The 25,399-nt window shown below is 67.1% G+C and carries 26 protein-coding genes; 19 read left to right on the forward strand and 7 right to left on the reverse strand.

What is annotated here, in order from left to right:
* The first annotated feature begins 6 nt into the window (after positions 1-6).
* The 3 genes from JQX13_RS09025 (at position 7) to JQX13_RS53815 (ending at position 1,303) form a co-directional block, all read left to right on the forward strand.
* On the forward strand, positions 7-594 hold the full coding sequence (locus JQX13_RS09025; RefSeq protein ID WP_203408638.1) for a DUF2378 family protein: 588 nt from the start codon (positions 7-9) through the stop codon (positions 592-594).
* 151 nt (positions 595-745) lie between these two features.
* Positions 746-904, forward strand: a complete 159-nt coding sequence (locus JQX13_RS53810; protein WP_239014630.1) for a hypothetical protein — start codon at positions 746-748, stop codon at positions 902-904.
* Positions 905-946: 42 nt separating this feature from the next.
* Entirely contained in the window at positions 947-1,303 is a 357-nt protein-coding gene (locus JQX13_RS53815) for a phosphoribosylanthranilate isomerase (RefSeq protein ID WP_239014631.1), read from the forward strand.
* Between the two features lie 13 nt (positions 1,304-1,316).
* On the opposite strand, the gene JQX13_RS09040 is transcribed toward JQX13_RS53815, so the two are convergent.
* Both JQX13_RS09040 and JQX13_RS09045 read right to left on the reverse strand, forming a co-directional pair.
* Complete coding sequence (locus JQX13_RS09040; RefSeq protein WP_203408640.1) at positions 1,317-1,892, reverse strand: CDP-alcohol phosphatidyltransferase family protein; 576 nt, start codon at positions 1,890-1,892, stop codon at positions 1,317-1,319.
* A 75-nt stretch (positions 1,893-1,967) separates the two neighbouring features.
* Positions 1,968-2,759, reverse strand: coding sequence for a hypothetical protein (locus JQX13_RS09045; protein WP_203408641.1), 792 nt, complete (start codon positions 2,757-2,759; stop codon positions 1,968-1,970).
* Positions 2,760-3,196: 437 nt separating this feature from the next.
* Between JQX13_RS09045 and JQX13_RS09050 the strand changes: the two genes are divergently transcribed.
* From JQX13_RS09050 to JQX13_RS09070, 5 genes are all read left to right on the forward strand, one after another.
* Positions 3,197-3,832, forward strand: coding sequence for a YfbK domain-containing protein (locus JQX13_RS09050; protein ID WP_239014632.1), 636 nt, complete (start codon positions 3,197-3,199; stop codon positions 3,830-3,832).
* Between the two features lie 51 nt (positions 3,833-3,883).
* The gene (locus tag JQX13_RS09055; RefSeq protein WP_203408642.1) at positions 3,884-4,495 is read left to right on the forward strand and encodes a 2,3-bisphosphoglycerate-dependent phosphoglycerate mutase; all 612 of its coding nucleotides are present in this window, start codon (positions 3,884-3,886) and stop codon (positions 4,493-4,495) included.
* Positions 4,496-4,820: 325 nt separating this feature from the next.
* A complete protein-coding gene (locus JQX13_RS09060) occupies positions 4,821-5,999 on the forward strand; it encodes a Tox-REase-5 domain-containing protein (protein ID WP_239014633.1) in 1,179 nt (392 codons plus the stop codon).
* Positions 6,000-6,011: 12 nt separating this feature from the next.
* Positions 6,012-6,731, forward strand: coding sequence for an immunity 52 family protein (locus tag JQX13_RS09065; RefSeq protein WP_203408643.1), 720 nt, complete (start codon positions 6,012-6,014; stop codon positions 6,729-6,731).
* A 451-nt stretch (positions 6,732-7,182) separates the two neighbouring features.
* Positions 7,183-8,190: a hypothetical protein gene (locus JQX13_RS09070; protein WP_203408644.1), complete on the forward strand. Its 1,008-nt coding sequence runs from the start codon at positions 7,183-7,185 to the stop codon at positions 8,188-8,190.
* A gap of 75 nt (positions 8,191-8,265) precedes the next feature.
* Here JQX13_RS09070 and JQX13_RS09075 read toward each other — a convergent pair whose 3' ends face one another.
* Both JQX13_RS09075 and JQX13_RS09080 read right to left on the reverse strand, forming a co-directional pair.
* On the reverse strand, positions 8,266-8,595 hold the full coding sequence (locus tag JQX13_RS09075) for a hypothetical protein (protein ID WP_203408645.1): 330 nt from the start codon (positions 8,593-8,595) through the stop codon (positions 8,266-8,268).
* 52 nt (positions 8,596-8,647) lie between these two features.
* Positions 8,648-9,550, reverse strand: a complete 903-nt coding sequence (locus JQX13_RS09080) for a LysR family transcriptional regulator (RefSeq protein ID WP_203408646.1) — start codon at positions 9,548-9,550, stop codon at positions 8,648-8,650.
* 91 nt (positions 9,551-9,641) lie between these two features.
* Between JQX13_RS09080 and JQX13_RS09085 the strand changes: the two genes are divergently transcribed.
* Positions 9,642-10,763, forward strand: a complete 1,122-nt coding sequence (locus JQX13_RS09085) for an aldo/keto reductase (RefSeq protein WP_203408647.1) — start codon at positions 9,642-9,644, stop codon at positions 10,761-10,763.
* Positions 10,764-11,039: 276 nt separating this feature from the next.
* Positions 11,040-11,327 carry a hypothetical protein gene (locus JQX13_RS09090; protein WP_203408648.1) on the forward strand — a complete coding sequence of 96 codons (288 nt, stop codon included), beginning with the start codon at positions 11,040-11,042 and terminating at the stop codon, positions 11,325-11,327.
* 34 nt (positions 11,328-11,361) lie between these two features.
* Here JQX13_RS09090 and JQX13_RS09095 read toward each other — a convergent pair whose 3' ends face one another.
* Positions 11,362-12,222, reverse strand: a complete 861-nt coding sequence (locus JQX13_RS09095) for a haloalkane dehalogenase (RefSeq protein ID WP_203408649.1) — start codon at positions 12,220-12,222, stop codon at positions 11,362-11,364.
* A 151-nt stretch (positions 12,223-12,373) separates the two neighbouring features.
* Here JQX13_RS09095 and JQX13_RS09100 point away from each other — a divergent pair, with 151 nt between their 5' ends.
* Together JQX13_RS09100 and JQX13_RS09105 are read left to right on the forward strand one after the other, a co-directional pair.
* Positions 12,374-13,294: a LysR family transcriptional regulator gene (locus tag JQX13_RS09100; protein WP_203408650.1), complete on the forward strand. Its 921-nt coding sequence runs from the start codon at positions 12,374-12,376 to the stop codon at positions 13,292-13,294.
* Positions 13,295-13,575: 281 nt separating this feature from the next.
* Positions 13,576-15,192 (forward strand): NADP-dependent glyceraldehyde-3-phosphate dehydrogenase, encoded by a 1,617-nt coding sequence (locus tag JQX13_RS09105; RefSeq protein ID WP_203408651.1) that lies wholly within the window; start codon positions 13,576-13,578, stop codon positions 15,190-15,192.
* A 10-nt stretch (positions 15,193-15,202) separates the two neighbouring features.
* Here JQX13_RS09105 and JQX13_RS09110 read toward each other — a convergent pair whose 3' ends face one another.
* Positions 15,203-17,065 (reverse strand): OPT/YSL family transporter, encoded by a 1,863-nt coding sequence (locus JQX13_RS09110; RefSeq protein WP_203408652.1) that lies wholly within the window; start codon positions 17,063-17,065, stop codon positions 15,203-15,205.
* A 33-nt stretch (positions 17,066-17,098) separates the two neighbouring features.
* Here JQX13_RS09110 and JQX13_RS09115 point away from each other — a divergent pair, with 33 nt between their 5' ends.
* Together JQX13_RS09115 and ypfJ are read left to right on the forward strand one after the other, a co-directional pair.
* Complete coding sequence (locus JQX13_RS09115) at positions 17,099-17,371, forward strand: hypothetical protein (RefSeq protein ID WP_203408653.1); 273 nt, start codon at positions 17,099-17,101, stop codon at positions 17,369-17,371.
* Positions 17,372-17,501: 130 nt separating this feature from the next.
* Positions 17,502-18,368, forward strand: a complete 867-nt coding sequence (gene ypfJ / locus JQX13_RS09120) for a KPN_02809 family neutral zinc metallopeptidase (protein WP_203408654.1) — start codon at positions 17,502-17,504, stop codon at positions 18,366-18,368.
* A gap of 24 nt (positions 18,369-18,392) precedes the next feature.
* Here ypfJ and JQX13_RS09125 read toward each other — a convergent pair whose 3' ends face one another.
* Positions 18,393-18,881 (reverse strand): NUDIX hydrolase, encoded by a 489-nt coding sequence (locus JQX13_RS09125; protein ID WP_203408655.1) that lies wholly within the window; start codon positions 18,879-18,881, stop codon positions 18,393-18,395.
* Positions 18,882-19,385: 504 nt separating this feature from the next.
* Here JQX13_RS09125 and JQX13_RS09130 point away from each other — a divergent pair.
* The 5 genes from JQX13_RS09130 (at position 19,386) to JQX13_RS09150 (ending at position 25,397) form a co-directional block, all read left to right on the forward strand.
* Positions 19,386-20,672: a hypothetical protein gene (locus tag JQX13_RS09130; protein WP_203408656.1), complete on the forward strand. Its 1,287-nt coding sequence runs from the start codon at positions 19,386-19,388 to the stop codon at positions 20,670-20,672.
* 86 nt (positions 20,673-20,758) lie between these two features.
* Positions 20,759-21,583, forward strand: a complete 825-nt coding sequence (locus JQX13_RS09135) for a hypothetical protein (RefSeq protein WP_239014634.1) — start codon at positions 20,759-20,761, stop codon at positions 21,581-21,583.
* A 120-nt stretch (positions 21,584-21,703) separates the two neighbouring features.
* Complete coding sequence (locus JQX13_RS09140; RefSeq protein WP_203408657.1) at positions 21,704-21,982, forward strand: hypothetical protein; 279 nt, start codon at positions 21,704-21,706, stop codon at positions 21,980-21,982.
* Positions 21,979-23,127: a hypothetical protein gene (locus JQX13_RS09145; protein WP_203408658.1), complete on the forward strand. Its 1,149-nt coding sequence runs from the start codon at positions 21,979-21,981 to the stop codon at positions 23,125-23,127. Before JQX13_RS09140 ends, JQX13_RS09145 begins: the two co-directional genes overlap by 4 nt.
* A 56-nt stretch (positions 23,128-23,183) precedes the next feature.
* The gene (locus tag JQX13_RS09150; protein ID WP_239014635.1) at positions 23,184-25,397 is read left to right on the forward strand and encodes an RCC1 domain-containing protein; all 2,214 of its coding nucleotides are present in this window, start codon (positions 23,184-23,186) and stop codon (positions 25,395-25,397) included.
* Positions 25,398-25,399: the final 2 nt, after the last annotated feature.

The raw sequence follows: 25,399 nt of genomic DNA on the forward strand, positions 1-25,399 counted from the left end.
AGGTCCGTGGACAGCCGTGAGGCGTTGAACCTTCGCATCCGAGCAGCGACCGAGAAGGATCAGCTGCTCGGCATCTTCTTCGACAGCTCCCAGGAGAACCTCGAGCGGATGCTGGGCCCGGCGGCGGCGATGGCCGTGCGCGCGGAGATCCTCGGCTCGCGCAGCGTCGTGAGCTTCTTCCGCTACCCGGTGGCCGACCTCCTCAAGCTGGCCGACCTGGGCGTGCAGCGAAGCAAGACGGGCGGGAGCAACTACGACGGCTCCATCGCGGAGTTCGGCCGCGCGGCGGTGAACTACTTCTTCGACTCGCAGGCGGGCAAGATGATGTCCTTCCTGTCGGGAGACGAACCGCACCGGCTCATGGCGAGCTCGCCCTCCGCCTACAAGGCCGTCACCACCTTCGGTGAACGCACGTACGAGCGGATGGGACCCCGCTCTGGCCGGCTTCTCTGCCAGGGAGAGCTGCTCGGCCCGGCGTGGATGCAGGGCGTGGTGGAGCAGGCCCTCCTGAAGGCGGCGAAGGTGACCGCGCGCGTGCGCGTGGAGGTGAAGAACGCCTCCGGCACCGACTTCACCGTCCATGTGGAGTGGTAGCTTCCGCCGCCCACGCAGTCATGCAGTCGAACCCGGAGCACACATGGAAGCCATCAGCACCCCACGGGTGAAGATCTGCTGCATCTCCAGCGTCGAGGAGGCCTGAGCCGCCATCCGCGCCGGCGCCTCCGCGCTGGGGCTCGTCTCGTCGATGCCCAGCGGACCCGGCGTCATCTCGGAGTCCCTCATCGCGGAGATCGCCGCCGCCGTGCCGCCTCCCATCGCCACCTTCCTGCTCACCTGCGGCCAGGACGCGGGCGACATCATCGCGCAGCAGCGGCGCTGCCGGACCAACACCGTGCAGATCTGAGATCGCCTCACCAACGGGAGCGACGCGGACCTGCGGGGGGCCATGCCCGGCGTGTCGCTCGTGCAGGTCATCCACGTGACGGGCGAGGAGTCACTGGAGGAGGCCCTGAGCGTGGCGCCACACGTGGACGCGCTGCTGCTCGACTCGGGCAATCAGTCCCTGGCTGTGAAGGAGCTGGGCGGCACCGGACGCGTCCATGACTGGACCATCAGCCGGCGCATCCGCGAGCAGGTGCGCGTGCCCATCTTCCTCGCCGGTGGGTTGAAGGAAGAGAACGTGGGCGAGGCCATCCAGCAGGTGGGCCCGTTCGGACTGGACCTGTGCAGCAGCGTGCGGACCGCGGGCAAGCTGGACGAGGCGAAGCTGGCGCGGTTCTTCGCGCGAGTCCGCGCCGCCTGACCTGGAGGATTCCTCACGCGGCCCCACGCCCCGTAGGCGTGGGGATGTGAGGCCCCCGGGAGCCGGGACGAGCCCTCGCCCGCCACACGGCCGCCGTGTAGTCCACCACCGAGGCGAGCGCCGTCAGGCCCACGGCAATCACCAACGGACGCACCAGCACCGGCACCAGCAGCACCGCCAGGAGCGCTCCGAGTTGCAGGGTCGTCACCACCTTGCCCAGCATCCGGGCCTTGAATTGTACGGGCCGGAACCGCGGCACGATGCGCGCCACCACGAAGCCCAGCCCCGTCGCCACGTCGCGCACCACCAGGATGCCGAACTCCAGCGGCGTCAACCTGCCCTCCAGGACGAAGGCCAGCAGCGCCACCATGACGAAGGCCCGGTCCGCGATGGGATCGATGAGCGCGCCCCAGGGCGACTCCAGGTGTTTGTGACGGGCGATATACCCGTCCAGGAAGTCCGTCAGCGCCGCGGCAACCACCAGGCCCACCCGGACCAGCGGGTCTTCCAGCACGACGAAAACGGCCGCGAGGGGCAGACGGGACAGGGACAGCGCGTTGAGGAGCGTGAGGCTCGTGCGGCGGCGCATACGCCGAAATTAAGAATGACTCCCGCCCCTTGCATGCCAAGCGACGAGCCCCTGCCCGCTCCTCCGCTCTCCCTTCTAGCCGTTGTCCGAAGGTTCCGCGTCGGACGGCTTGTCGTGCAGGAAGAAAGCCCCCGCGAACCGCATCACCGCCATCGCCAATGGCAGCAAGCTCCACAAGGCGGAGGTACCGAGCACGAGGAGGAAGGCGCCCAACCAGGGTAGTCCCGCGAGCACTACCAGCAGGAGCAGGAGGTTGTGCAACCACGGCCTCCGCGACTCCAGCTCGGCTCCCGTCACGAAAGCTGGCAGGAACGAGGTGAGGGTCACCAGCAGCGCCCAGAGCAGAACCAACGGCCACGCATCCGTGCCCTTGCTGATGCCGAAGAGGAGCACGGGCAGCAGCTCCACCATCCCCGCCACACTGGTCAACACCGCGCCCAGACCGTGGCGCGAGCGACGCTCCGACCCCGCTCCGGTGGCCTTCCGTTCGGCGGCACGCGCCTCGGCGAACAGCTCCGGTGGCACCTCCAGCGCATGCGGATAACCGAGCTCCGCCAACGCCAGCACCGCCGCGTGCCCCACCCGACGCCCATCGCGGCCCGTGAACGTACAGACCTGCGCATCCTCCAGGAGGTCGTGCAGCAGCTCCGCCCGCTCCCGCGCGTCCTCTCCGGGCGCCAGTGGCAGCGAGAGCCCGCGCAGGAGCGCATCCACGTCGGAGCGGCTCACTCCCGGGGCTCGCACCTGCTCCAACAGCTCGCGAGGGGACGGCAGCTCGCGAGGGGACGGAATCTCCCCGAGGCTCACGAGCTCGGAGTCCTCGACGGTCGCTTCAGCAGCACGGACGGAGGGGCGTGAACGTTCCACGATGGACTTCAGCCTGTCCCATCCCCGCCTCGGAGGGAAGGGCACCCGGCCAGTCACCCGCTTCCCGGAAACCCGCCGCGAGCGCCGTTGCCCAAGGGCTCCGACAGACGAAATCCACCCACCCTGGAGGCAGTGCATGAGGCGGAACCCCCTGCCCGTCACGGGTGTCGTGTGCGCGCTGGCCGTCGCGAGCGGGACGCTCGGCGGATGTCAGCGCCCCGAGGAAGAGCGGCCGCTCGCGATGGAGCGGAAGGAGTATCGGAAGGAGAAGCTCGCGGAGCCGGTGGCCATGAAGGTCTTCAGCGCGGACAGCGGAGGCACCGCCCAGGGGCTCGGAGGACTCGGGCTCAGGAGCTCGCTTCAGGGGGCGGGCGGCGGCGCGGCCATAGGGATAGGTGGTATCGGAAGCATTGGGACCCGGGGTCGGGGAGGAGGCAGTGTCGCCTTCGGGCAGGCAGGCCTCGGCGTTCACCCCCGGCAACCACGACTACGTGGACTCGCTCATGGCCGTGCGCCGCATCTTCCAGGAGCAGCTCGGCGGAACCCTGGAGGTCATCGCCCAGGACGTGAAGCTCCAGGTGGAGTTCGACCCCGCGCAGGTGGCCCGCTACCGGCTCGTGGGCTACGAGAACCGGAACATCGCCGACAGGGACTTCCGCGACGACAAGGTGGACGCGGGGGAGCTCGGCTCCGGGCACACGGTCACCGCGCTCTACGAGTTGGAGCTCAAGCCCGAAGCGGGCGAGGGCCTGGCCACCGTGCGCCTCCGCGCCAAACGGCCCCGGGGCGAGACGGCCTCGGAGCACGTGTACCGCTTCCCCGCCAGCGCGCTCGCGTCCTCCTTCACCAAGGCGCCCCAGGACCTGCGCTTCGCCACCGCCGTCATGGGCGCCGCGGAACTGCTGCGCCACAGCCCGCACGCCGAACGCTGGAGCCTGGCGCAGGTGGTGAGAATCGCCCGGGACGCCACGCCTCGCGGCAACGCCGAGCGCGAGGAGTTCATCGAGTTGCTGGAGCGCGTGCGCACATTGGGGAGCTCGGTGGCCCGGGGTGGGGGCCACACGGCCAACTAAGCGGAATCATAGAGGTTTACATCCAGGCCCGGGTTCTAGTAGGGCGCAACCATGCCCATTCTCGCTCTCGTCCGACACGGTCAGTCCCTGTGGAATCATGAGAACCGCTTCACCGGCTTCGTGGACGTTCCCCTGACGGAGAAGGGTCGCTCCGAGGCCCGGGAGGCCGCCAAGGCCCTGGATGGCCTGAAGTTCGACGTGGCCTACACCTCGGCGCTCACCCGCGCCCAGGAGACGCTGGCCATCATCCTGCAGACGCTCGGCCAGCCCATCCCCGTCATCCGCGACGCCTCGCTGAACGAGCGCCACTACGGCGATCTCCAGGGCCTCAACAAGGAGGACGCCGCCAAGCGCTGGGGAGACCACCAGGTGAAGCTGTGGCGCCGCTCCTACGACACGCCGCCCCCCAATGGCGAGTCGCTGGAGATGACGGCCAGGCGAGTGCTGCCCTTCTACGACCGCGCCATCGCGGGCGACCTGCGCCAGGGCAAGAACGTGCTCGTGGTGGCGCACGGCAACTCCAACCGCTCCCTGGTGATGAAGCTCGACAAGCTCACCGGCGAGCAGGTGGTGGGACTGGAGCTCGCCACCGGCGTACCGCTCATCTACGAGCTGTCCACCGAGTGCGAGGTCCTCAGCAAGCGCGACACCGCGGCGAAGTAATGCCTGTCCGATGAGGCCCACCTCGATGATGGGCCCCGGCAGTGGCAGTTCCGCGTCACCTCGAACCAGGGCCCTGTCGGTACTTCTGGCCCTGGTCGCTTTCATGCTGCTCGAAGGGTGCACCGCGGGCCCTCGTCTTCGCGCTCCAGGGAATTCACCGGTAGAGGTGGCGGGCAGCGCAGGTGGCTTCTTCGAGCAGGAGCCGGATGCGTTCCAGATGGTGCAGGAGGCATGCGGCCTGGAAGGTGCATCACGGCACCCAGTAGGAGCCGCACTCTACCTGGAGCAGGCGCGTCAACTCCGGAGCGGGTTAGCGAAAATACGCGTGACGCAGCGGAACTTCGCTCCGCTTCGCGCCCTCTCTCTGTTGCTGCGCGAGGTGCTCACGGGTGGCAAGCGTGTGGGCTACGCGGAGCTGGTGCGGCGCACGGAGCGCTTCCGACACCTCGTCATGGTGCGCCCGGATGGCTACCTGGTAACGACGCTCCACGGCGAGCCCATCCAACGACTGGGCGCAGTGAAGCTCGAGGATGGCGAATTCAAGGTGCTCCGGCTCGTGGTCGGAGCCTTCTACTTTTCGCACGGCGGTGTCCTCTATCCGGTGAATGAGGCGCTCCAACGGCGCGACACCAGCCCCTGGGCCGAAGTAGGACTGGGGCGAGACCCGCTCAATGCCGCGCTGGATGGGGCGCAGGAGGCAATGGGTGAACTGGCGCTCGCGCTCGCCCAGTCCATCCTCCACCCCATCCGAAGTGCCGAAGGTCTCACGCAACTACCCACCACGGTGGCACGGCTGATTGCATCCTCACCCGAGTACTTCGCGCGCTTTGGCGCCATGTCCTTGCAGGACCAGATACGCGAAGCGGCGCGGCTGTCCACGCACCTGCTCATGATGTACGGGGGCGCCGCGGGTACGGTCGGCACGGTGGGGCGCATTGGCCCGTTGGGGTCAGAACTGCCAGTGCTGTCGCTCACAGCTACAGGCGAGCTGTCGTTGAGCACGGTGGTGGTGTCTGCAGGCACGTTGACGACCACGCTCGGCGCGGGAGTAGGGGCCGTCTCCATCCTCCACATGTCCGTCGCTGGTAACGGTGGCTGGCCTCCCATGGGTGGTCCCGGCCAGTGGGTGGAAGACACGTCCAGCATGTCCGAACGGTCGCGCGCCTATCAGGCCCAGGTAACGGGCGCTCCCAAGGGCTGGTGCTACAAGATCTGTCGCAATGGCAGGTGCGTGGAGTACGACGGATATGACCCCAAGACCGGCACCTTGCTGGAAGCCAAGGGCGAAGGGTACGACCACTGGTTCAAACCCAATCTCGAGCCCCTATTCGAATTCGAGGGACTGGAAGGATTGGAGAGGCAGGCTCGAAGGCAGACCCAACTGGCCGGAGGGTTGCGTGTCCGCTGGCACGTGGCGCAGCCCCGAATGGTTCCCATCCTTCAAAAGCTGTTCTCGGAGTGGGGCGTCAAAATCGAGGTGGAGTACACACAGCCCCGGCTCTGAGGCCTATCACCTATGAGCGAACCCTATTACGCTGCGGCCTACTGGGGCTGCCGTCCGGAGTCGGCCCAACAGTGCGCCCGGCGAGCCGAGAATTTCTTTCGACTCCTGGCGACCTGTCACGCCGACTACGCCCGTTGGTACGAAAAGGCGAGTTCGACCCAGAGAGCACTCCAGCTCCAGTTCGAGCCTACGTTCGACACCTTCGTGCGCTTCTTCAGCAAGAAGAAGCACCAACTCTGGGACGACGGCTTCTCGTTCGGAGCATGGACAGGCCATGTCGAGAACCAGGGGGGAATGCTAACGCTCACCTGCGGCTCGCTGGCCGAAGCGGCTCCAAACAACGTCCTCCTCTACTTCCCCTCGGAGCCACCAGGGTGGGACCGCCTGGTCACCCTCCCCGTGCTCACCAGTGTAATGCGCGCCATGGTGCAGGCCTGGGAGCCAGACTGGGCCGTTGCAGCGCCCCGGGACCTTCGGGAGCACCTGTCTCCGACACGACTTCCCGGAACCTTCGTGGGCTGGCTGACGTATTACTCGCGCCAATGGGGTGAAGTGCCGACCCTTCCGGAGCCAGTGCGCGTCGAGTCAGTGGAGGACAAGGGCGCGCTCGTCGTCCTCACTCCAGAGCGCATCAGCACGACCAACCCAGAGCATGTCGCCCTGAGCCTCCGAGCCCAACAGTCGTTGGAGGAACGCGGTCTACTCCGGGAGATTCTTGCAGGAAGACAGTAGGCCTCGCAGGGTCCCTCCAAACAACGTCGGTGCGAGGGTTCAGCGGACAGGCTGTCGAGGAACGCATGCAGAGTTTCCCGCATCGCCTTACTCGCGAAGCTCACCGGGAAACCTCGGGCATATTGACTTCTTTGACACCGCCCCCTCTCGCGGCTCTCGTCGCAAGACTCCCACATCCCCACACATGAAATTTGGCGAACTCGCGCAGAGCGTGCCACCGTCTCGGCTCATGACTCTACACAACAACGGACTGACTTCGCGACTCGGCGCCGCCGTATGCGCCCTCTTGCTGGCCGCGACAACACCCGGCTGCTCGCTGGTCAAAACACGCGGTCCCCCACCCCACCGTCCCCTCACCCATGACCCAGCATGCACAACTGCTCGATGGCCGGCCATCACGGATACGGTTATCGCAGGAGTATTTACCGCAACTGCGGGGACAGCTATAGCAATGAATGTCAGCGGCGCTCCCAATGCGCAGTCGGACACAAGCGGAATTATTGGCATGCTGGCAATCGCCGCCCCGTTTGCCGTTTCCTCCATTATCGGCTTCACTCGGGCAAACAATTGCAAGAAAGCAAAGGCTGATTGGACTACCTTCAAAAACAATCAAGAGCACGAGACATATGCTCGGGCGGAGGCGGCCCGAAAAGAAGCCCTAGCGAAAACAGAGGCCATAGCCGAAGCGACCCGTCGTGCCGAACAGGAGCGGCTCGCAGCCGATCTGGCCCGGCGAAAGGCAAACGAGGAAGCAGAAGCGCAGCAGAAGAAAGAGCAAGACGCTGATCACACAACAGTCGCGGCCGGTGATTCATCTGCCCAGCCAACAACGTTGGGCACAGACAGAACAGCAAATGCCGCCACCACAACCACGGCTAACGAGGCGACTACTGGGCGCGCACCCTCCGCGCAAGTCACTGCGATACCACGCGACTATCAAAGTTCCGAAGGATACCAGAAGGCTCTTTGGGGAATGAGTCGCGCAGAGGTAAAGCGCTTGTACCCGACTGCAGAAGAGGTGGTTGTCGACAAAATGCCCATGCTGGGTTTTCAGGGCACAACAGCCGGCCATAAAACCTTGACGGCCTTTGGCTTCACGAATGACAAGCTCGCTATCGTCATAATTGTTCTTACTGACACTCACACATCTGCCGCGCAGTATCTTTCGGATTTTTCGAAACTAAAGACGTTGTTAACCAAGAAATACGGTTCCCCGAAAAAAGACGAAGTAACGTGGCGTGACCGCAGCTTGTTTGTGGACTCTCCGGATCACTTAGGTACGGCAGTAACGCTAGGTCATGCTGCACTAAACGCCATCTGGGACATCCCTGAATCGATCCTTCTACTCACTGCCGATCAAGGAGACCTCCGGATCAACGTTCGTATCGCTTACATGAGCAAGGTACTATTCAGAGATTTTGACGCTGCACGAGAACAAGCCAAAATCGATGATCTGTAGAACCATCGGTCCAAAAGGTTATGAGCAACGGTGGACTGAAGATCAGAGGCATTTTTGCTTGTCAGCCCCATCGGCTCAGAAACCCTGAAATACTACCAGTTCTTGCCCTCGGTCAGATCCATCACGAGGGTCAACATCCGCTTGGGAGATCTTGACCTCTGATTTTTCAAGACGGCAAAGAACGGTATCGGCAACATGCTCTTTATCGAGTTCTTGAATATGAGCAAGCGGCTCGCTTGGAACTTGTACAAGCGGAGGCACGAGCCACCGTGTTCTCTCGTTCAAGCTTTTAACCTCCGCTCGAAGCTTCCGAACCTTCAGCGACATGTGCCAAAACGTCTCAATGGTCTGAACAAGACCCCATACCGCCCCCACAACTGCCCCAGCAGCAGTGAACTTGAGCATGCGCAGAGTTCGCCACTGGCGTGCCTCGCTCCGGGCGGAAAGGGTGCAGGGCTCAGCGTCGTGGGAGGATGTCTCGCGCCATGTCGATGAACGCGCGCAGCGGGCGGGAGGCTCGCGTCCGGTTGGGGAAGTACAGGAAGAGGCCCGGCACGGTGGGCGCCCAATCTTCCAACACGGGCCGCAGCGCACCGGTGCGCAGCCAGGGGACGGCCTGGCTCTCGGCCACGTAGGCGAGGCCCAGGCCCGCGGCGGCCATGCTCAGCACCAGCGGCGCGTGATCCGAGGTGAGCGGCCCTTTCACTGGCATGCTGAGTTCCCGCCGCCCCTGCTCGAATTCCCAATGGTACGGCAGCCCCGTCGAAGGCGAGCGGTAACCCAAGCAGGCATGGTGGGCCAGGTCCTTCGGCCGCCGCGGAGTCCCGTGCTGCTCGAGGTACGAGGGTGCTCCCACGACGAGGAACCGGAAGGCGGGCGTGAGGCGCACTTGGACCATGTCACGCTCCACCGCCTCTGACAGACGGATGCCCGCGTCGAAACCTTCCTCGACGATGTTGACGAACCGGTCCTGCACGGACACGTTGACGCGCACGTGCGGGTGGACCTCGAGGAATTTCGCCAACACGGGCTCGACCACGAGCGGCAGCGAGAACTCGGGCACCGACAGGCGAAGCGAGCCCGTGAGTTGCGTGGTGTCGGCGGACAGGTGCTCGAGCGCCGCCAGCGCGGACTGGAGACCCGGCGCGGCGTCTTCCATGAGCCGGCGCCCGGCCTCGGTGAGCGACACGCTGCGCGTGGTGCGGGCGAGCAGCGCTTGTCCCAGCTTCTCCTCCAACTGGCGGACGGCCTGACTCACCGCGGACGAGGAGACCCCGAGCTCCTTCGCGGCCTGGGAGAAGCTGCGACGCCGGGCGACGGTGACGAACACGGCCAGGGCATTGAGGGGCGTAAGAGCCATTTCTAAGAGATTCTAAAGAGTGTGTGCGGATTTCGCGTCTTCATTCCGCGGCCCCTGGACGGCAATTTGAAGCCATCCACAGGGGAGACACATGACGACGACACCTCGAATCGACTCGCTGGCGCAGTACCACCTGCTGGGCCGCAGCGGCCTGCGCGTGAGCCCGCTGTGCCTGGGCACCATGACCTTCGGCACCGAGTGGGGCTGGGGCAGCCCGAAGGAAACCGCCCACCGCATCCTGGCACGCTACCTGGAGGCGGGCGGTAACTTCGTGGACACGGCGGACGGCTACACGGGCGGCACCAGCGAGCAGCTCATCGGCGAGTACTTCGCGCAACACGGCGGGCGAGACAGCGCGGTCATCGCGACGAAGTTCACCATCAACACCTCGCCGGGAGACCCCAACGCCGGCGGCAACGGCCGCAAGAACATCTACCGCGCGCTGGAGGGCTCGCTGCGGCGATTGAAGACAGACTACGTGGACCTCTACTGGCTGCACGCGTGGGACGGCCTCACGCCCGTGGAGGAGGTGATGAACACGCTCACCCACCTCGTGCGTGAGGGCAAGGTCCGCTACATCGGACTGTCCGACGTGCCGGCCTGGTACTTCGCTCGCGCACAGACGCTCGCGGAGCGTGAGGGCCTGGAGCGCATCGCGGCGCTGCAACTGGAGTACTCGCTCGTCGAGCGCAACATCGAGCGCGAGCACATCCCGGCGGCACTGGCGCTCGGGGCAAGCATCACCCCCTGGAGTCCGCTGGCATCAGGGCTGCTGTCGGGCAAGTACACCCGCGAGGGCGTCCAGGCGAAGGGCGAAGGCCGGCTCCCCTCCGTCTCCTCTTCCGGCAACCCGGGGTTCACCAAGCTCTTCACCGAGCGCAACTGGGACATCGTCGACGCGCTGAAGGACGTGGCCCGCCAGCTGGACCGGCCTCCGGCGCAGGTGGCCCTCGCGTGGGTGACGCGCCGGCCCGGCGTGGCGTCCACCCTCATCGGCGCGACGCGGCTGGAGCAGCTCGAGACCAACCTGCGCGCCCTCGACGTGGAGATTCCGGCCCCGCTCGCCGAGCGACTGGAAGCCGCCAGCCGCCCCGAGCTCATCAACCCGTACCACTTCTTCGAGGAGGCCTTCTTCACCGGCGGCATGTTCACGGGAGGCACGACGGTCCGGTCCGAGCCCACGTGGTTCCGGCCGAGCCCGGTCCGCCGGTAGGCCGCGTCCGACACCCGCGCGTACGTGGCTCCCTCATGCGCGGGTCTTCCCGCTCCGGGCCAATCGTTAAGAGTACGCACTGTCACGGTTTCAAGAACTGTTGATGAACAGGAAACCCCTGTCCTGCTCGGTGCGTGCCAGGGCCGGGCTCCCTTTGCCCCGAGTCAATCCCATGACTCAAATGCAAACGTCCGCCACGCGTTGGACTCGCGACTACCTGTTCGACATCCTGCGCGAACTTGGCGTCGGCTATCTCTTCGGACGACGGACCTGCCCGTGCGGCAGACCTACTACTGGCCGAAGAACGACGGCACCCCGGCGACCCAGGGCCCGTCCATGCTGATGGCCAGCTATGACGACGGGACGAACATCGGCTTCTGGGACAGCTTCCGGGACAAGCGTGGCCTGGGCTTCGTGCCGGACGTGCTCGAAGCGGCCTACCGGGACTGGGGCCAGGACCCCCACGGCGGAGGGTGGAACAGCTGGAACATTGGCGTTTGCGATGAGCGCCCCTGGCCCATCATCCGGTCCCAGGGTGAGGGGCCGATGTGCGTCGACCGGTGACGGCTGATAAAGCGGGAGCTTCGGCTCGAGGCGCTCACAACGCATGGCGATCAAGCCAGCTCCGGATGGCGCGCGCGATCTCATCAGGCGCGTCTTCAGGCGCATGGTGTCCCGCACGACCGAGCGGGACGATCTCGAGCGCCCGGAGCGTGCTTCGCGCCCACTCGACGATCTTCGGATCGTTGAGCCCGGTGTCCCCGAACGTCAGCAGGAGCGCTGGTTTCGCAGGCGTGTGCGCAAGCCACTCGCCGTAGCGCTCGATCACCGCGGCGACGTCGGCGGGCTCGCCGTCGATGGGGATCTCTCGAGGCCACTGCAGCACCGGGCGCCGCGACGACGGATCCGGGTACGGGGCGTAGTACACGCCGCGGTCGCTCTCCGCGAGGCCGTGCTGGACGCCATTCGCGAGCGACCGCGCGAGGAACTCGTTCTGCTCGAGCACCAGCTTCTCGCCGACCCCTGGCGTGCGCAAGGCGCGGAACAGTTGCTCGCCCTGAGGAGCCCAGTCACTCCAGTGCATCGGCCGGAGGAACGTCTCGAATACGACCACGCCGCGCACGCGCTCCGGGTGCCGCCGCGCCCAGTCCAGGGCGAGAACTCCCCCCCAGTCATAGCCGACGAGCACGACCTCGCGCAGGTCGAGCGCCGCGAACCACGCATCGAGGTACCGCGCATGATCCGCGAATCGATAGGCGATGTCGGGCTTGCCCGAGCTCCCCATCCCGATGAGGTCGGGCGCGAAGCACCGGCCGCGGCCGGCGAGCTGGGGGAGCACGTTGCGCCACACGTGCGAGGAAGTGGGGTTCCCGTGCAGGAACACGATCGGCGAGCCGGTCCCGGCCTCTCGGTAGAAGATGAACGAGTCGAGGACATTGATGTGATGGGCCGTGGACATGGGAGTGCTCCGAGAAAGAAGAGGAGTGGGGGTGTGGCACGCGGCGAGCGCGCCCGCGACGAACCAGCCGAGCAACCTGTGCATGCCCGCATCATGAGGCCGGTGAGTCCTCCCTGTTAGTGATGATGGGTGAGCAGTAAGCTCACCCGCCGTGAGCATTCCGATCGCCTCCCTCGACCTCAACCTCCTCCTGATGCTCCACACCGTCCTCACCGAGCGCAGCGTGGCGCGCGCGGCCGAGCGGCTTCACGTCACGCCGTCCGCGATCAGCAACGGCCTCGCACGCCTCCGCTCCGCGCTCGGAGATCCGCTCGTGACGCGCAAGGGCCGCGGCATCGTCCCCACGCCGCGCGCGGTCGCGCTCGCGCCCGCCATCGCACGCGGCCTGCGGGAGCTGGAGCTGGCGATCCACGAGGCCCCGTTCGAGCCGGCGAGCTGCACGCGCTCCTTCACCCTCGCCGTCGCCGATGCGGGTCAGCTCACCTGGGTACCGCGGATCGCCGCCTCGATGGCCGCGGAGATGCCGAAGGCGCACCTCTCGGTGGTCGGCATCGACTCGCTCGTCTCGCTCGGCGACTTGACCTCGTCCGCGGTCGATCTGCACATCGGCCTCGCCGGACGGGGCTCGGGCCTGCACATCGCGCCACTGCTGGACGAGCGCACCGTCCTCGTGGCCCGCCGAGCCCACCCCGCGCTCGGCAAGCGCCTGTCCGCGCGCGAGCTCGGCACGCTCCGGCATGTCGGCGTGGAGATGGTACCGGGCAAGGGCTTCCGGGATCTCGTCGGCGTCGCGTACGCGCGCTCAGGCGTCCGCCGCCAGCTCGCGATGACGGTGCCCTCGTTCACGGCCGCCGCCGCGGTCGTGGCCGCGACCGATCTCGTCGCGACGCTCCCGGAGTCGCTCTTCGCCGGGTTGGGCACACGTCTGGGCGTGCGCACCGTCAACGCTCCGGTCCCCGCGCACTCCGTGAAGATCGCGATGTGTTGGCACGATCGCACCCATGCCGACCCCGCGGCACGGGGCTTTCGCGAGCTTGTCCGGCGTGCGGTCCTGGCCGCGAGACAGGCCTGACGTGGCCCTACCCCGCCACGGTCAGCACCCCCTTGCCCGGATCCGAAGCCTCCCGTCTTCTCGAAGAGCGCCTCCACGTCCACCGCGGGGGGCGGGCCACTCGCCGAGCCGTAGCCCACCAGACGCTTTCATGGCACGTCCCCGCAACAGGCCCCCCACGGCTTCGCACACCGCCCAGACAGCGAAGCTCCCTTGAAAATCTCCAGCGGCATCACAGCGGCCTCAAGTTCAAGAGCGCGGAAGGAGCCCGGGTCGTAGATAGTGACGCAGAAAGGACATCCATGACCTCCCTCGACGACATCTTCCCCACGGACGAACAGATTCCCGCCAGCGTGCGGCTCCCCGGGTACCTCGAGCAGCGCGAGTACCTCGTTGGAGGCAAGCTTCGGGTCTGGGAAGGCGAGCTCAACCCCGTGCAGAGCCCGGTCTTCGTGAAAACGCCCCGGGGATTGGAGCCCAAGGTCATCGGCGCCACGCCGCTGCTCACCTCGCGGGAGTCGCTCGAGGCGCTGGAGGCCGCGGTGAAGGCCTACGACAACGGCCGCGGCGTCTGGCCGAGCATGCGCGTCGCCGAGCGCATCGAGCACGTCGAGCGCTTCCTCGTGGCCATGCGCGCGCAGCGCACCGCGGTGGTGAACCTGCTGATGTGGGAGATTGGAAAGACGCAGGCCGACTCCGAGAAGGAGTTCGACCGCACGGTGGACCTCATCGTGGAGACCATCCGCGCGCTCAAGGAGCTGGACCGCACCTCGTCCCGCTTCGTGCAGGATCAGGGCATCATGGCGCAGATCCGCCGGGCGCCCCTGGGCGTGGCGCTGTGCATGGGCCCGTACAACTATCCGCTCAACGAGACCTTCAGCACGCTCTTCCCCGCCCTGCTCATGGGCAACGCGGTCGTCTTCAAGCCGGCGAAGTTCGGCGTGCTGCTCATCCGCCCGCTGCTGGAGGCGTTCCGCGACAGCTTCCCGCCGGGCGTCATCAACATCATCTACGGCCGGGGCCGCGAGACGGTGGGCGCGCTGATGGAGAGCGGCAAGGTGGACGTCTTCGCCTTCATTGGCACCAACAAGGGCGCCAGCGAGCTCAAGCGCATGCACCCGCGGCCGCACCGCCTGAAGGCCGTGCTCGGGCTGGATGCGAAGAACCCGGCCATCATTCTCGAGGACGCGGACCTCGATAACGCCGTGAAGGAGTGCATCACCGGCACGCTGTCCTTCAACGGGCAGCGGTGCACGGCGCTCAAGGTGCTCCTGGTGCACCGGCGCATCGTCGAGCCGTTCCTCGAGCGCTTCACCGCCGCGGTGGACCGCCTCAAGCCCGGCATGCCCTGGGACCCGGGCGTCGCACTCACCCCGCTGCCCGAGCCTGGCAAGACGGCCTACCTGAAGGGCCTGGTCGATGACGCCGTGGCGAAGGGCGCCCGCGTCGTCAACCAACTCGGTGGGCGGACGAACCAGTCGTACTACTCACCCGCCGTGGTGTACCCGGTGACGAGCGAGATGCGCCTGGCGACCGAGGAGCAGTTCGGCCCGGTCATTCCGGTGATGGTCTTCGACGAGGACGAGGAGGTCATCCGCTACGTCGTCAACTCCAACTTCGGCCAGCAGCTGAGCATCTTCGGCAAGGACTCCGCGCGCATCGGGAAGCTCATCGACGCGTTCTCCAACCAGGTGGGCCGCATCAACCTCAACTGCCAGTGCCAGCGCGGGCCGGACACGTTCCCCTTCAACGGCCGCAAGGACTCCGCCGAGGGCACGCTGTCGGTGGCGGATGCGCTGCGGGTGTTCTCGATCCGCACGCTCGTCGCGGCGAAGACGACGACCGAGAACACCACGCTGGTGCAGTCCATCCTCACCCGCCGCGAGTCGGACTTCCTCACCACCGACTTCCTCTTCTAGCGAGGGGAAGTCACCACAGCAGCGACGCCAGCCCGGCGAGTCCCACGAAGAGGAAGTAGAGCGACTCGCCGGCGATGAGCCCACCGCCCACCAGCGACGTGGTGCTCATGTCCTCCGGCAGCGTCTCGCCCTCGCCGGGCGAGCCCGCCACATGCGGCGCCGGCTTCCGCGCCAGCGTGTTCCACAGCGAGGACACGATGCCGCCCGCGCCGAACCACAGCGCCGCGGGCAGGGTCACGAAGGCGCCGAACGACGAGGCGTAGGGGCTCGCCAGCAGCAACGAGTCCATCGTCCACCCCACCGCGTAACCCGCGCGCGAGCCCTTCACGTAGGCCTGGTAGCGCGCGTTGCGCTTGAGCAGCTTGCGCGCCACCTCGATGGTGAAGCCGAGCACCAGGCCCAGCAGCAGCGCCTTCACCGTGTAGTCCGACAACGTGCCCAGGCTGCGGATGGCGCCCACGAACTTGTACGTCATCGCCGAGCTCCACTGGCCCACGTCGACGTTCGGGAGGTCGATCTGGTTGATGGCCAGCACCGGATAGGCGCTCATGAAGACCTTCGCCAGTCCCACGCACAGCACCGAGCCCATCACGATGCCAATCACCTGATAGCGGAACTGGATGGTGCGGTTGGTGCCCAGGCGCCAGCCCGTGGAGCGATCCTGCTGCATGTCACAGCCCACCGACGTGGAGATGAGCAGGATGCTCGAGGCCATCAACCCCACCACCGGGTTCCTCAGCCCGAGCAGCGACATCAGCAGCACCGAGATGACGAAGGCGCTGGAGATGGGGTTCTGGTCGGTGATGCCGTAGGAGATGCCGTTGATGAGCACGAAGAGCAGCGACAGCCCCATGCCGAAGAGGATGAAGCCCAACGGCTGATTCAGCAGGTACGTGGCCACCCACACCACCGCCACGGCCCAGAAGACCACCCAGGCCAGCAGCCTCGGCAGGTTCACCTGCTTCCACGCGGGCACCTCGTCGGGCGGAGCCTTCACCCGGTTGCGAACCCGCTCGACCGCCTGCACCGCCAGGAGCGACAGGTCCACCACCGCCGCGCCGCAAATCATGGCCAGACCGATGATGAAACCAATCTTGCGGAACGGCTCCTGCGCGCCCAGCCAGCCAATCTCCCGGAGATAGGGCGTGAAGGCCGCGCCGACGAGCCCGCCGAGGATGGCCGGCACGGTGATGCGGCTGCCCACCACCATGCCCGCGCCCACCGTGGAGCCGCTCAAGCCGATGGAGCCCAGGGCAGCGACGTGCTCGGTGAGCCCCGCCACCATCGCGCCCAGGCCGGTGCCACCACCCAGCTTGGCGATGGAGACCTTCAGCAGGCGCTTGTCGGTGAGCGCCCGGAGGATGTTGGCCACCGCGTAGCCCGAGGGATAGTCGAGCTGCAACCGGTCCACGAGCAGCGGCGTGTAGAGCATGCCCACGCCCACGCCGAACATGCCCACGCAGCCCACGAAGAGCATCAGGTGCCAGGCCGCCGGCTGCGGCATGCCCAACCACACCATGGCCTGGATGAGCACGGACATGGCGCACATCGAGGCCACCGAGGCGGCCATCGTCTGCATGTAGTTGGCGCCGTGTTTGCCCTCGGGGCCATAGCCATAGGTGACGGCGCTGCCGAGGATGCCGGCCAGCACCTGCCCGCCCACGAAGAAGCCCAGGCTGAAGTTCATGTACGAGGCGGCGATACCGCCCAGCGGCCCGAGCACGAAGATGGCCACCGCGCTCAGCAGCAGGTGGAACTTCCACGTGCCCGGCGCGGGCAACCAACCAAAGCGAGGCGCACTGCCCTCGGAGAAGTCACCAGGGGATGCCGGGGGCGGAGGAGAGGATGGGAGCGGTGAGACGGACTGAGCCATGGGAGGTGTAGGGTAGCCCAAGGAGAGAGAACCATGGACACCAACACCCGCCGCAACATCCTGTTCGCACTCACGTTCCTGGCCGGCTGCGCGGTCTCCCAGGTGCGCTGGCTGCCCCCCGCGCTCGCGCAGTCGGAGACGAGCATTCCGCGCTGGGACTACTACTGCATGCGGCCAGAAATGCCGCTCAACCGCATGGATCCGCGAGACCTCACGCCGCAGCTCCAGGCCGCGGGCCTACAGGGTTGGGAGCTCGTCACCATCGACAGTTACCGCAACTACTGCTTCAAACGCCCCCTGCGCTGAGCACGCCCGCTGCTCTCCTGCTCGCCCTCCCTTCGCCCGAGCACCGAGACACGGGTGGAACCTTGCTCGATGGGCCATGCCGGGCTGCCTACCTTGGAGCGGGAAGGGAGTTCGAGAGGAGGGGGAACGGATGAGGTGGCAAGGGGGTCGCCGTAGCTCGAACATCGAGGACCGGCGCGGCATGGGCGTGGGGCGCCCGCTGGTGGTGGGTGGCGGTGCCGCGACACTCGTGGTCGCCCTCTTGATGATGCTGTTCGGCGGCGATCCCGGAACCGTCCTGTCCGGGGGAGGCCCCGCGATGGGGCCCGGCACCGGCGGCGCTGGCAGGCCGGTGGACTCCGCTCAGGCGCAGCTCGAGGACTTTGCCTCCGTCGTGCTCGCGGACACCGAGGACACCTGGCCGGACCTGCTCCTGCCCCTGGGCGTGCGCTACGTCGAGCCACACCTCGTCCTCTTCTCGGACGCGGTGGAGTCCGCCTGTGGCGTCCAGGAGAGCGCGGTGGGGCCCTTCTACTGCCCGCTGGACGAGCGCGTGTACCTGGACCTCGGCTTCTTCCAGGAGCTGGACCAGCGCTTCGAGGCTCCCGGCGACTTCGCGCGCGCCTACGTGGTGGCGCACGAGGTGGGGCACCATGTGCAGAACCTGCTCGGCATCTCCAAACGCGTCCAGGCGATGCGGACCCAGTCCCCCGAGGACGCCAACGCCTTGTCCGTGCTGCAGGAGCTGCAAGCGGACTGCTTCGCCGGCATCTGGGCCCACCACGCGCAGCGTCAGCGCCAGGTGCTCGAGCGGGGAGACGTCGAGGAGGGGCTGACCGCGGCCTCGGCCGTGGGTGACGACACGCTGCAGCGGCGCGCCCGGGGCCGGGTCGTCCCCGAGTCCTTCACCCACGGCTCCTCGGAGCAACGCGCCTTCTGGTTCCGCCGGGGGTTCGAGCAGGGCACCGTCGAGGCGTGCGACACCTTCGGCGAGGACGCGCCCGGCCGGACACGGTGAGACGCGCCCGCGGGGCTCCGCGTCTCAGATGCGCGTGAAGGACCAGCTCACCGCGTGGCCGTCGGCGTAGGGCATGACGCCGTGGAAGGACCGCGGGTCGCCGTCGAACACCAGCGGCAGGAAGTGGCGGTCCCCATCCCAGAGCGGCAGGCTCATGATGTCCTTCACCGGGACCCAGGAGAGCGTCCCCTCCGCGTTGCGCTCGTAGGGCGTGCCCTCGAAGCGGTCGATGCGGAAGACGAAGCCGAGCCAGTCCTCTCCCTTCGGGCCGAAGCCGGGCCAGCTGATGGTGCCTCGCAGCGTCAGCTCCGTGCACTCGATGCCCGCCTCCTCGCGAATCTCCCGGCGCATGCAGGAGACCACGTCCTCGCCGGGCTCCATCTTCCCGCCGAGCCCGTTGTACTTGCCGAGGTGCGCATCGTTCTGACGCGCATTGCGATGGATGAGCAGCACCTTCGTCCCGTCCGGGGACATGACGTAGCCGAGCGTGCCAATGATGGGCGTGTAGCGCATGGAGTGGCTCTTACCGCTCACGGAGCGCGCCGCAAGAAGGTAGCGGGTAGGTGACAGAGGGCCTACTGCCTCCGGCTCCCGGCCGGAGCCCTTCACGAGGTGTGAAGCACCACACGCTTTTTCATCGAACCGAGATTCAAGCAAAACGTCCATTTCCTTTGAGCAAAAATCTTACGGAAAAAATACCGGGTTACGCTGTTTTTACTCGCAGTCGTGTTTCTCATTGTGTAGGGTGTGAGAGTCCAGGCAGAGCAGCTCCGCATTGGACCAGAGGGGGTTTCATCACGCTGCCACCCAGACCGGGCCCGCGCGGACTGACGTCAGTCTGCGGGGCGGTCTCGTGCGCTTGTCTGTTGCACCTACCGTTCCTGATGCTCGAGCCGCATTCCCAGGCGAGCCATCGGAACGGCGGTGACAGGTTTGCGTGCTCACGGGCGAGCAGATACGGGAGTGGTGTGCCCTCCAGCCATGACTCATGCGTCATAGACAAGGAAGGCCTCGAACATGAAGAAATCGTTGCTGTCCGCCGCCGTGGTCGCGATGTCCGTGGGTGCCGCTGGCCAGGCCGCCGCCGCGCCGATGTCCCCCTCCGCCCGCAACGTGGCGCAGTACTTCTCCGCCACCGTGCAGGACGCCTTCACCCTGCTGGGGGACACGGATGATGCCACGCTCGTCTATTACGTGCCGCGTCGCGGTGGCGTGGCCGTGCAGTCGCCGCTGAGCACCTCGCCCATCCCGCGCTTCCAGATCTCCGCCTATTACCCGTCGTTTGGCTTCTTCGCGGGTGAGGAGCTCGTCAATCTGGGTGGCTCGCTCTCCACCACCAGCGACCTGGGCGCGCTCAGCCTGCTTCAGAGCGAGGCGACCGCGAAGGGCATGCGCATCACCCCGGCTCCGGCGACCAAGGCCCAGACCAAGTTCCTGCTGTCTGGCTATGCGCCCCCCAATGGCCGCGTCGAGGTCAAGTGTGAGAAGGAGACCTTCCAGATCACCAACCCGACGACGGGGGAGACCCGGACGATCACCGTCCCGAAGTGCTACACCCACGAGGATCCGACCCAGCCGTACGACCTCGACACGAACGTGATGTACAAGTTCAACAGCCTGCCCGCGCTCAACGGCAGTGTCGTGGCCCAGGACATCTCCTTCCAGGCGACCACGCTGCCCGGCTGGACCAACCAGCTGCGCACGTTCATGGCCACGGGCGCCCAGTGGGACAACGTGCTGTCGGCGAAGATCGACTGGGAGATCAAGACCAGCGAGCTGACCCGCCAGGCGCGCTTCCACGTGAACTGGAAGTCCCTCTTCGAGCAGGCCAGCGCCTTCGCCGCCTTCCACCTCAGCTCGTGCGTGGACATCGAGGTCCGCGCCTTCTTCCAGCGGCTGGTGCAGTGCTCGGCGGAGAACGAGTGCGGCATCCGCATCGAGTACCTGCAGTCCAACGGCACCTGGGGCCCCACGGCGCCCAATGACGCCAACTTCATCAACGTGGTGAACGCCGTGCAGAAGCGGCTCCAGGACGAGCTGTTCAACGAGGTGCGCAAGTACACCACGCCGGTCAATGGCCAGGTGTCCAACCAGACGTCGTCCATCTTCACCCTGCGCGCCAACTACGAGAAGCTCATCCTCGAGAAGAACGAGGTGGTCTACATCCAGTACAACCCGGGCCCGACGGACTTCCAGGCGCCCACCATGCTCAACGTGTCCTGCCTCACGGGCGGCTTCGAGATGGGTCGCGTGAACTGGAACATGAACGATCCGGGCTGCCGCGCGCTGCTGGGCCAGCAGTAACCGAGACGTGAGCCGGGGGGCGGGATTCTCCACGAGGAGGGTCCCCGCCCCTCATTTCCCCTCATCCTCCCGCCCCCACAACTTCCATGCGTCTTCCCTACGTCCTTTCCGCAGCCGTGCTGGGCCTGCTCGCCTTCGTGGCGCCGGCCGCGCACGCCCAGACCGAACCGCCGCTCGACTACGCGCGCACCCTCGAGCAGTCCGGCATGGTGTTCGTGCCGTACGTGGGCATGAACCGGGGTCCCGTCTACTACACGAGCTACGAGCAGGTTCCGAACGGGCCGCCCACCAACGTCAGTGGGATGCGCAAGCTCATCGTCAACCTGATCCCAACGGCCCACCGGCAGAACCTGTACAACGGCTTCATCTCCCAGAATGGCATCACCGACGCGAAGGTGCTGCCTCCGGCCAGTGCGTGCCAGCCGACGGAGGAGATCGCCAACCTGCTCTCCTACATGCCGGCGGGCTACACGCCGAGGATCCTCGCGGGCAACTACCCCATCGCCTGCAGCCTGAGTCTCTTCTTCCTGAGTGACAGCGAGGCGGAAGTGCTGTCCATCATCAACTCGCGCCCGGTCATCACCCTGCGCGCGTCCATCCCGCTGTGCGACCCGGCGAGCCAGAAGCTGAACATCTCCCCCATCAACCAGAGGCTCGTGACGGACGGGGTGCTGCAGAGCACCTCCTCGGGCCTGACGGGGAACAGCTGGGACGTCCTCTTCGAGTCCTCGCGGCTGGCCCAGCTCTCGCCCTCGCTCTTCCTCACCGCGGATCCCCAGGTGGGCTGGGAGGCCTACATCAAGGCGTTCACGCTGGACCTGAATGCCCAGACGGCCACGATGTCCAGCACCACGGCGAGCCAACCCGTCTACATCTGCACGCCGGACCCGCTGGTGCTGAAGTTCGGGTAGGGCGAGACGCGCTTCAACCCCTGTCAACAGGACGCCAGGAGCAGCCATGGCGGGTGCCGTGGCCACTCCGGCGTGGGAGCACGGGTAATGCCGAGGCATGTGTGGATTCTGGGTGGGCTCATGTGGTGGACCGCGTGCCCCGGCGAGGGTGGCGTGGAGCCCGAGCAGAGGAAGAGGGAGCTACAGGCCTGCGTCCTCCAGCGCCTGCCCCCCGCGGAGGCCACGGCCACGGAGTGGAGGGTATCCGGGTACGTGCTGGTGGATGCGTATGTGAAGTGTCAGGAGAAGCCGGAGCAGGCGACGGCCGCGGACTTCCGCGCCGTGGTGCAGGAGATTGCCCGGCTGGAATCGGATTCCTCGTCGGTGCGGATCACCGCCCTCCCAGGAGGCACGCAGTGAAGTGTTTGTTCGTCCTCATCCTGCTCGTGGGCCCGGGAGCCCTCGCCAGCGCGCTGGAGGTGGACGAGTGCGTCGGGTGCCATACCGCCCGGCGCAACGAGCCGAAGTCCCGCTTCGCCAACGGCCTGGGGCACTGGAATGACAGCCAATGCTATGGCTGCCACGCGGAGCTGAACGACGTGGCCGCGCAGAAGCAGAAGGGGAAGACGGACCGGCGCTACTACGCCGTGCCCGTGCGCGAGGAGAAGCTGGCGCAGCTCGCCACCTCCCCGCTGGCGTACATGAATGCCCCGGAGACCGTGGAGCCACCAGAGGGGGCCGTCCCCCGGGTGTCCTGGGAGCGGCTCGCGGCCTTCCTGAAGCGTCCGAGCAACCTCTCCCCTCAGCAGGGAAGCCGGGCACCAAGGATGATGGCCTACCCCGCCCTCCAGCCCAAGGCGTTGAAGGCCGTGGCGGGTCTCCTGGGGGTGCGGCAGCCGGCCCGGGAGAAGGCGCCCGCGAAGCTGACGGTGGAGGAGCGGCGCCAGGCCGACGCGCTGTGGACGGCCCGCTGCTTCAGCTGCCATGGAGGCCCGAAGCCGGTGTCGGGCCGGAGTGGTGTGTCGCTGGGGCTCTACACCGCCGAGTGGCTGCGGGACTACGCGGCCGGGAAGGTCCGTGCGCCTCGCGAGGCGCGCACCATGCCCGTGGTGCCCCTCTCCACCGGAGAGGCGAAGCTCCTGTACCGGCTCTTCGGAGAGATGAGGGCCGAGGCGGAACGGGAGCTGGATGCGCGAGTCTCCCGACTGAAGTTGGAGGAGATGGCCGTCCCCACGGAGCTGCCGCCCGCGTTGCTGGGCTATCTCTGGGGGCCGTTCTTCCGGGACGCAACCTGCGTCCATTGTCACGCGACCAGCCCGCGTGCCGCGAGTGCCTTCACCGCGGACGCGGAGGGCCTGAAGGCCTACCTGCGCCGCGAATCCGGCGAGGAATTCTGGCGCCGGTTGGAGACCCGCGCGCTGGAGGCCGAGCACGGGCTCGTCGCCGCGCGACCTGGCATGCCCATGGCCGGAGTGGAGCTCCCCCTGGAGCTCCGGCGCGTCATCGCACGCTGGGTGTTGGATGGATGCAAGGACCCCGAGGGGCAAACCTGGTGCCGTCACTGACGGCCATTTCGTCGAGGCTGTGCATGTCTGGTAGGCAATCCCTCCGAGCACGGAGAATGTGTCTGACGTTGGCGGTGCTGCTCGGCGTGGGGCTCGTGACGGGTTGTGGGTGGGCACCCGGCGTGGAGGAGTCCATGCCGGGGCGGGTGCGCTCTCCCCTCGGGGGCCGGCCCGCCGCCGCGAGGCTGGCGCTGGGGCAGTACCACTCGGTGGGCGTGCACTCGGATGGGACGGTGTGGGCCTGGGGGTACAACCGTCAGGGCCAGCTCGGAAACGGGACGCTCACCGACAGCCCCACGCCGGTGCAGGTGACGTACCTGGGTGGAGTGGTGTCCGTGGCCTCCGGAGACTACCACTCCCTGGGGCTGCGCTCGGACGGCACGGTGTGGGCCTGGGGTGACAACTACAGCGGCCAGCTCGGCAATGGGACGAACACCGCCAGCCCCGTGCCGGTGCGGGTGAAGAACCTGAGCGGAGTGGTCTCGCTCGGCTCCGGGTTCTCCCATGCCCTGGCGCTGCGCTCGGACGGCACGGTGTGGGCCTGGGGCGACAACCGCTACAGCCAGCTCGGGAACGTGGGGGCGACCAGTAGCAACCTGCCCGTGCAGGTGCCGGGCCTGAGCGGTGTCATCGCCGTGGTGGCCGGCGGCTACTACTCGCTGGCGCTGCGCTCGGATGGCACGGTGTGGGGCTGGGGCGACAACCGCTTCGGCCAGCTCGGGGATGGCACGACGGCCACGAGGAAGGTGCCGGTGCGGGTGTCGGACCTGAGCGGGGTGGTGACCCTCTCCGCCGGCTCCTCCCATACCGTGGCGCTGCGCTCGGATGGCACGGTATGGGCCTGGGGCCTCAATACGTATGGCCAGCTCGGGGATGGGACGAACACCAACCGGCTCCAGCCCGTGCAGGTGGGCCTGAGCGACGTGATGACGCTGGTCGCCGGCAACTACCACTCGCTGGCGGTGCGCTCCGACGGCGCGGTGTGGGCCTGGGGTGACAATCGCTACCGCCAGCTCGGCAATGGGACGACCACCAGCAGCCGCGTGCCCGTTCAGTCCGGCTTGAGCGGAGGCGTCACCCTGGTGGCGGGGTACAAGCACTCGCTCGTGCTGCGCTCGGATGGCACCGTGTGGTCCTGGGGTGACAATGTCTTCGGCCAGCTCGGGGATGGCACGTTCAACCCCCGGAGCTCCGCGGTGAAGGTGTCGTTCCTGTCGTTGGGCAGGGCGGATGTGACGTCCGGCCAGCTCCACTCCGTGGTGCTGGACTCGAACGGCTCGGTGTGGGTCTGGGGTGACAACTACAACGGGCAGCTCGGCAATGGGACGGGCCTCGACAGTCTCGTCGCGGCCCCCCTGAACCTGGGTGGGGGCGTGGCCGTCTCGGCCGGGTTCAAATACACCGTGGTGCTCAAGGCCGACACCACGGTGTGGAGTTGGGGCGTCAACGAGTACGGGCAGCTCGGGGATGGGACCTTCACGGACAGGCCCCGGCCCGTGCAGGTGGTGGGGCTCTCCGGTGTCTCCGCGGTGGCGGCTGGCAACTACCACGCGCTGGCCTTGCGCTCGAACGGCACGGTGTGGGCCTGGGGCTTCAACCGCTACGGCCAGCTCGGAGATGGAACGACCACGGACAGGACCCAGCCCGTGCAGGTGGTGGGGCTGTCCGGAATCGTGGCCGTGGCGGCCGGAGACAGCCATTCCCTGGCCCTGCGCTCGGACGGCACGGTGTGGGCCTGGGGGTACAACTTCGACGGCCAGATTGGCAGTGGCTCGTACGCCTGGCACATCCAGCCCGTGCAGGTGGCGGGGCTCTCCGACGTGGTGTCCGTGGCCGCTGGCGGCTACCACTCGCTGGCGCTGCGCTCGGACGGCACGGTGTGGACCTGGGGCTACAACGGCTCGGGCCAGCTCGGGGATGGGACGACGGCGCTCAACAGCCCCTCGCCGGTGCAGGTGGCGGGTCTGAGCGGCGTGGTGTCCGTGGCCGCCGGCAACTACCACTCGCTGGCGCTGCACTCGAACGGCACGGTGCGCGCCTGGGGCTTCAACTTCGACGGCCAGCTCGGGGATGGAACGCTCATCAATCGCAACACACCAGTCCAGGTGACGGGCCTGAGCGGCGTGGTGTCCGTGGTCGCCGGGGACTACCACACCCTGGCGCTGCGCTCGGACGGCTCGGCCTGGGCCTGGGGCTACAACGGCGAAGGCCAGCTCGGGGACGGGACGCGCGACGACACCCTCGTGCCCGTCCGCGTCCTGGGCATCTGAGA

Origin of the sequence: Archangium violaceum (assembly GCF_016859125.1) — a bacterium.
Classification (GTDB): Bacteria; Myxococcota; Myxococcia; order Myxococcales; family Myxococcaceae; genus Archangium; species Archangium violaceum_A.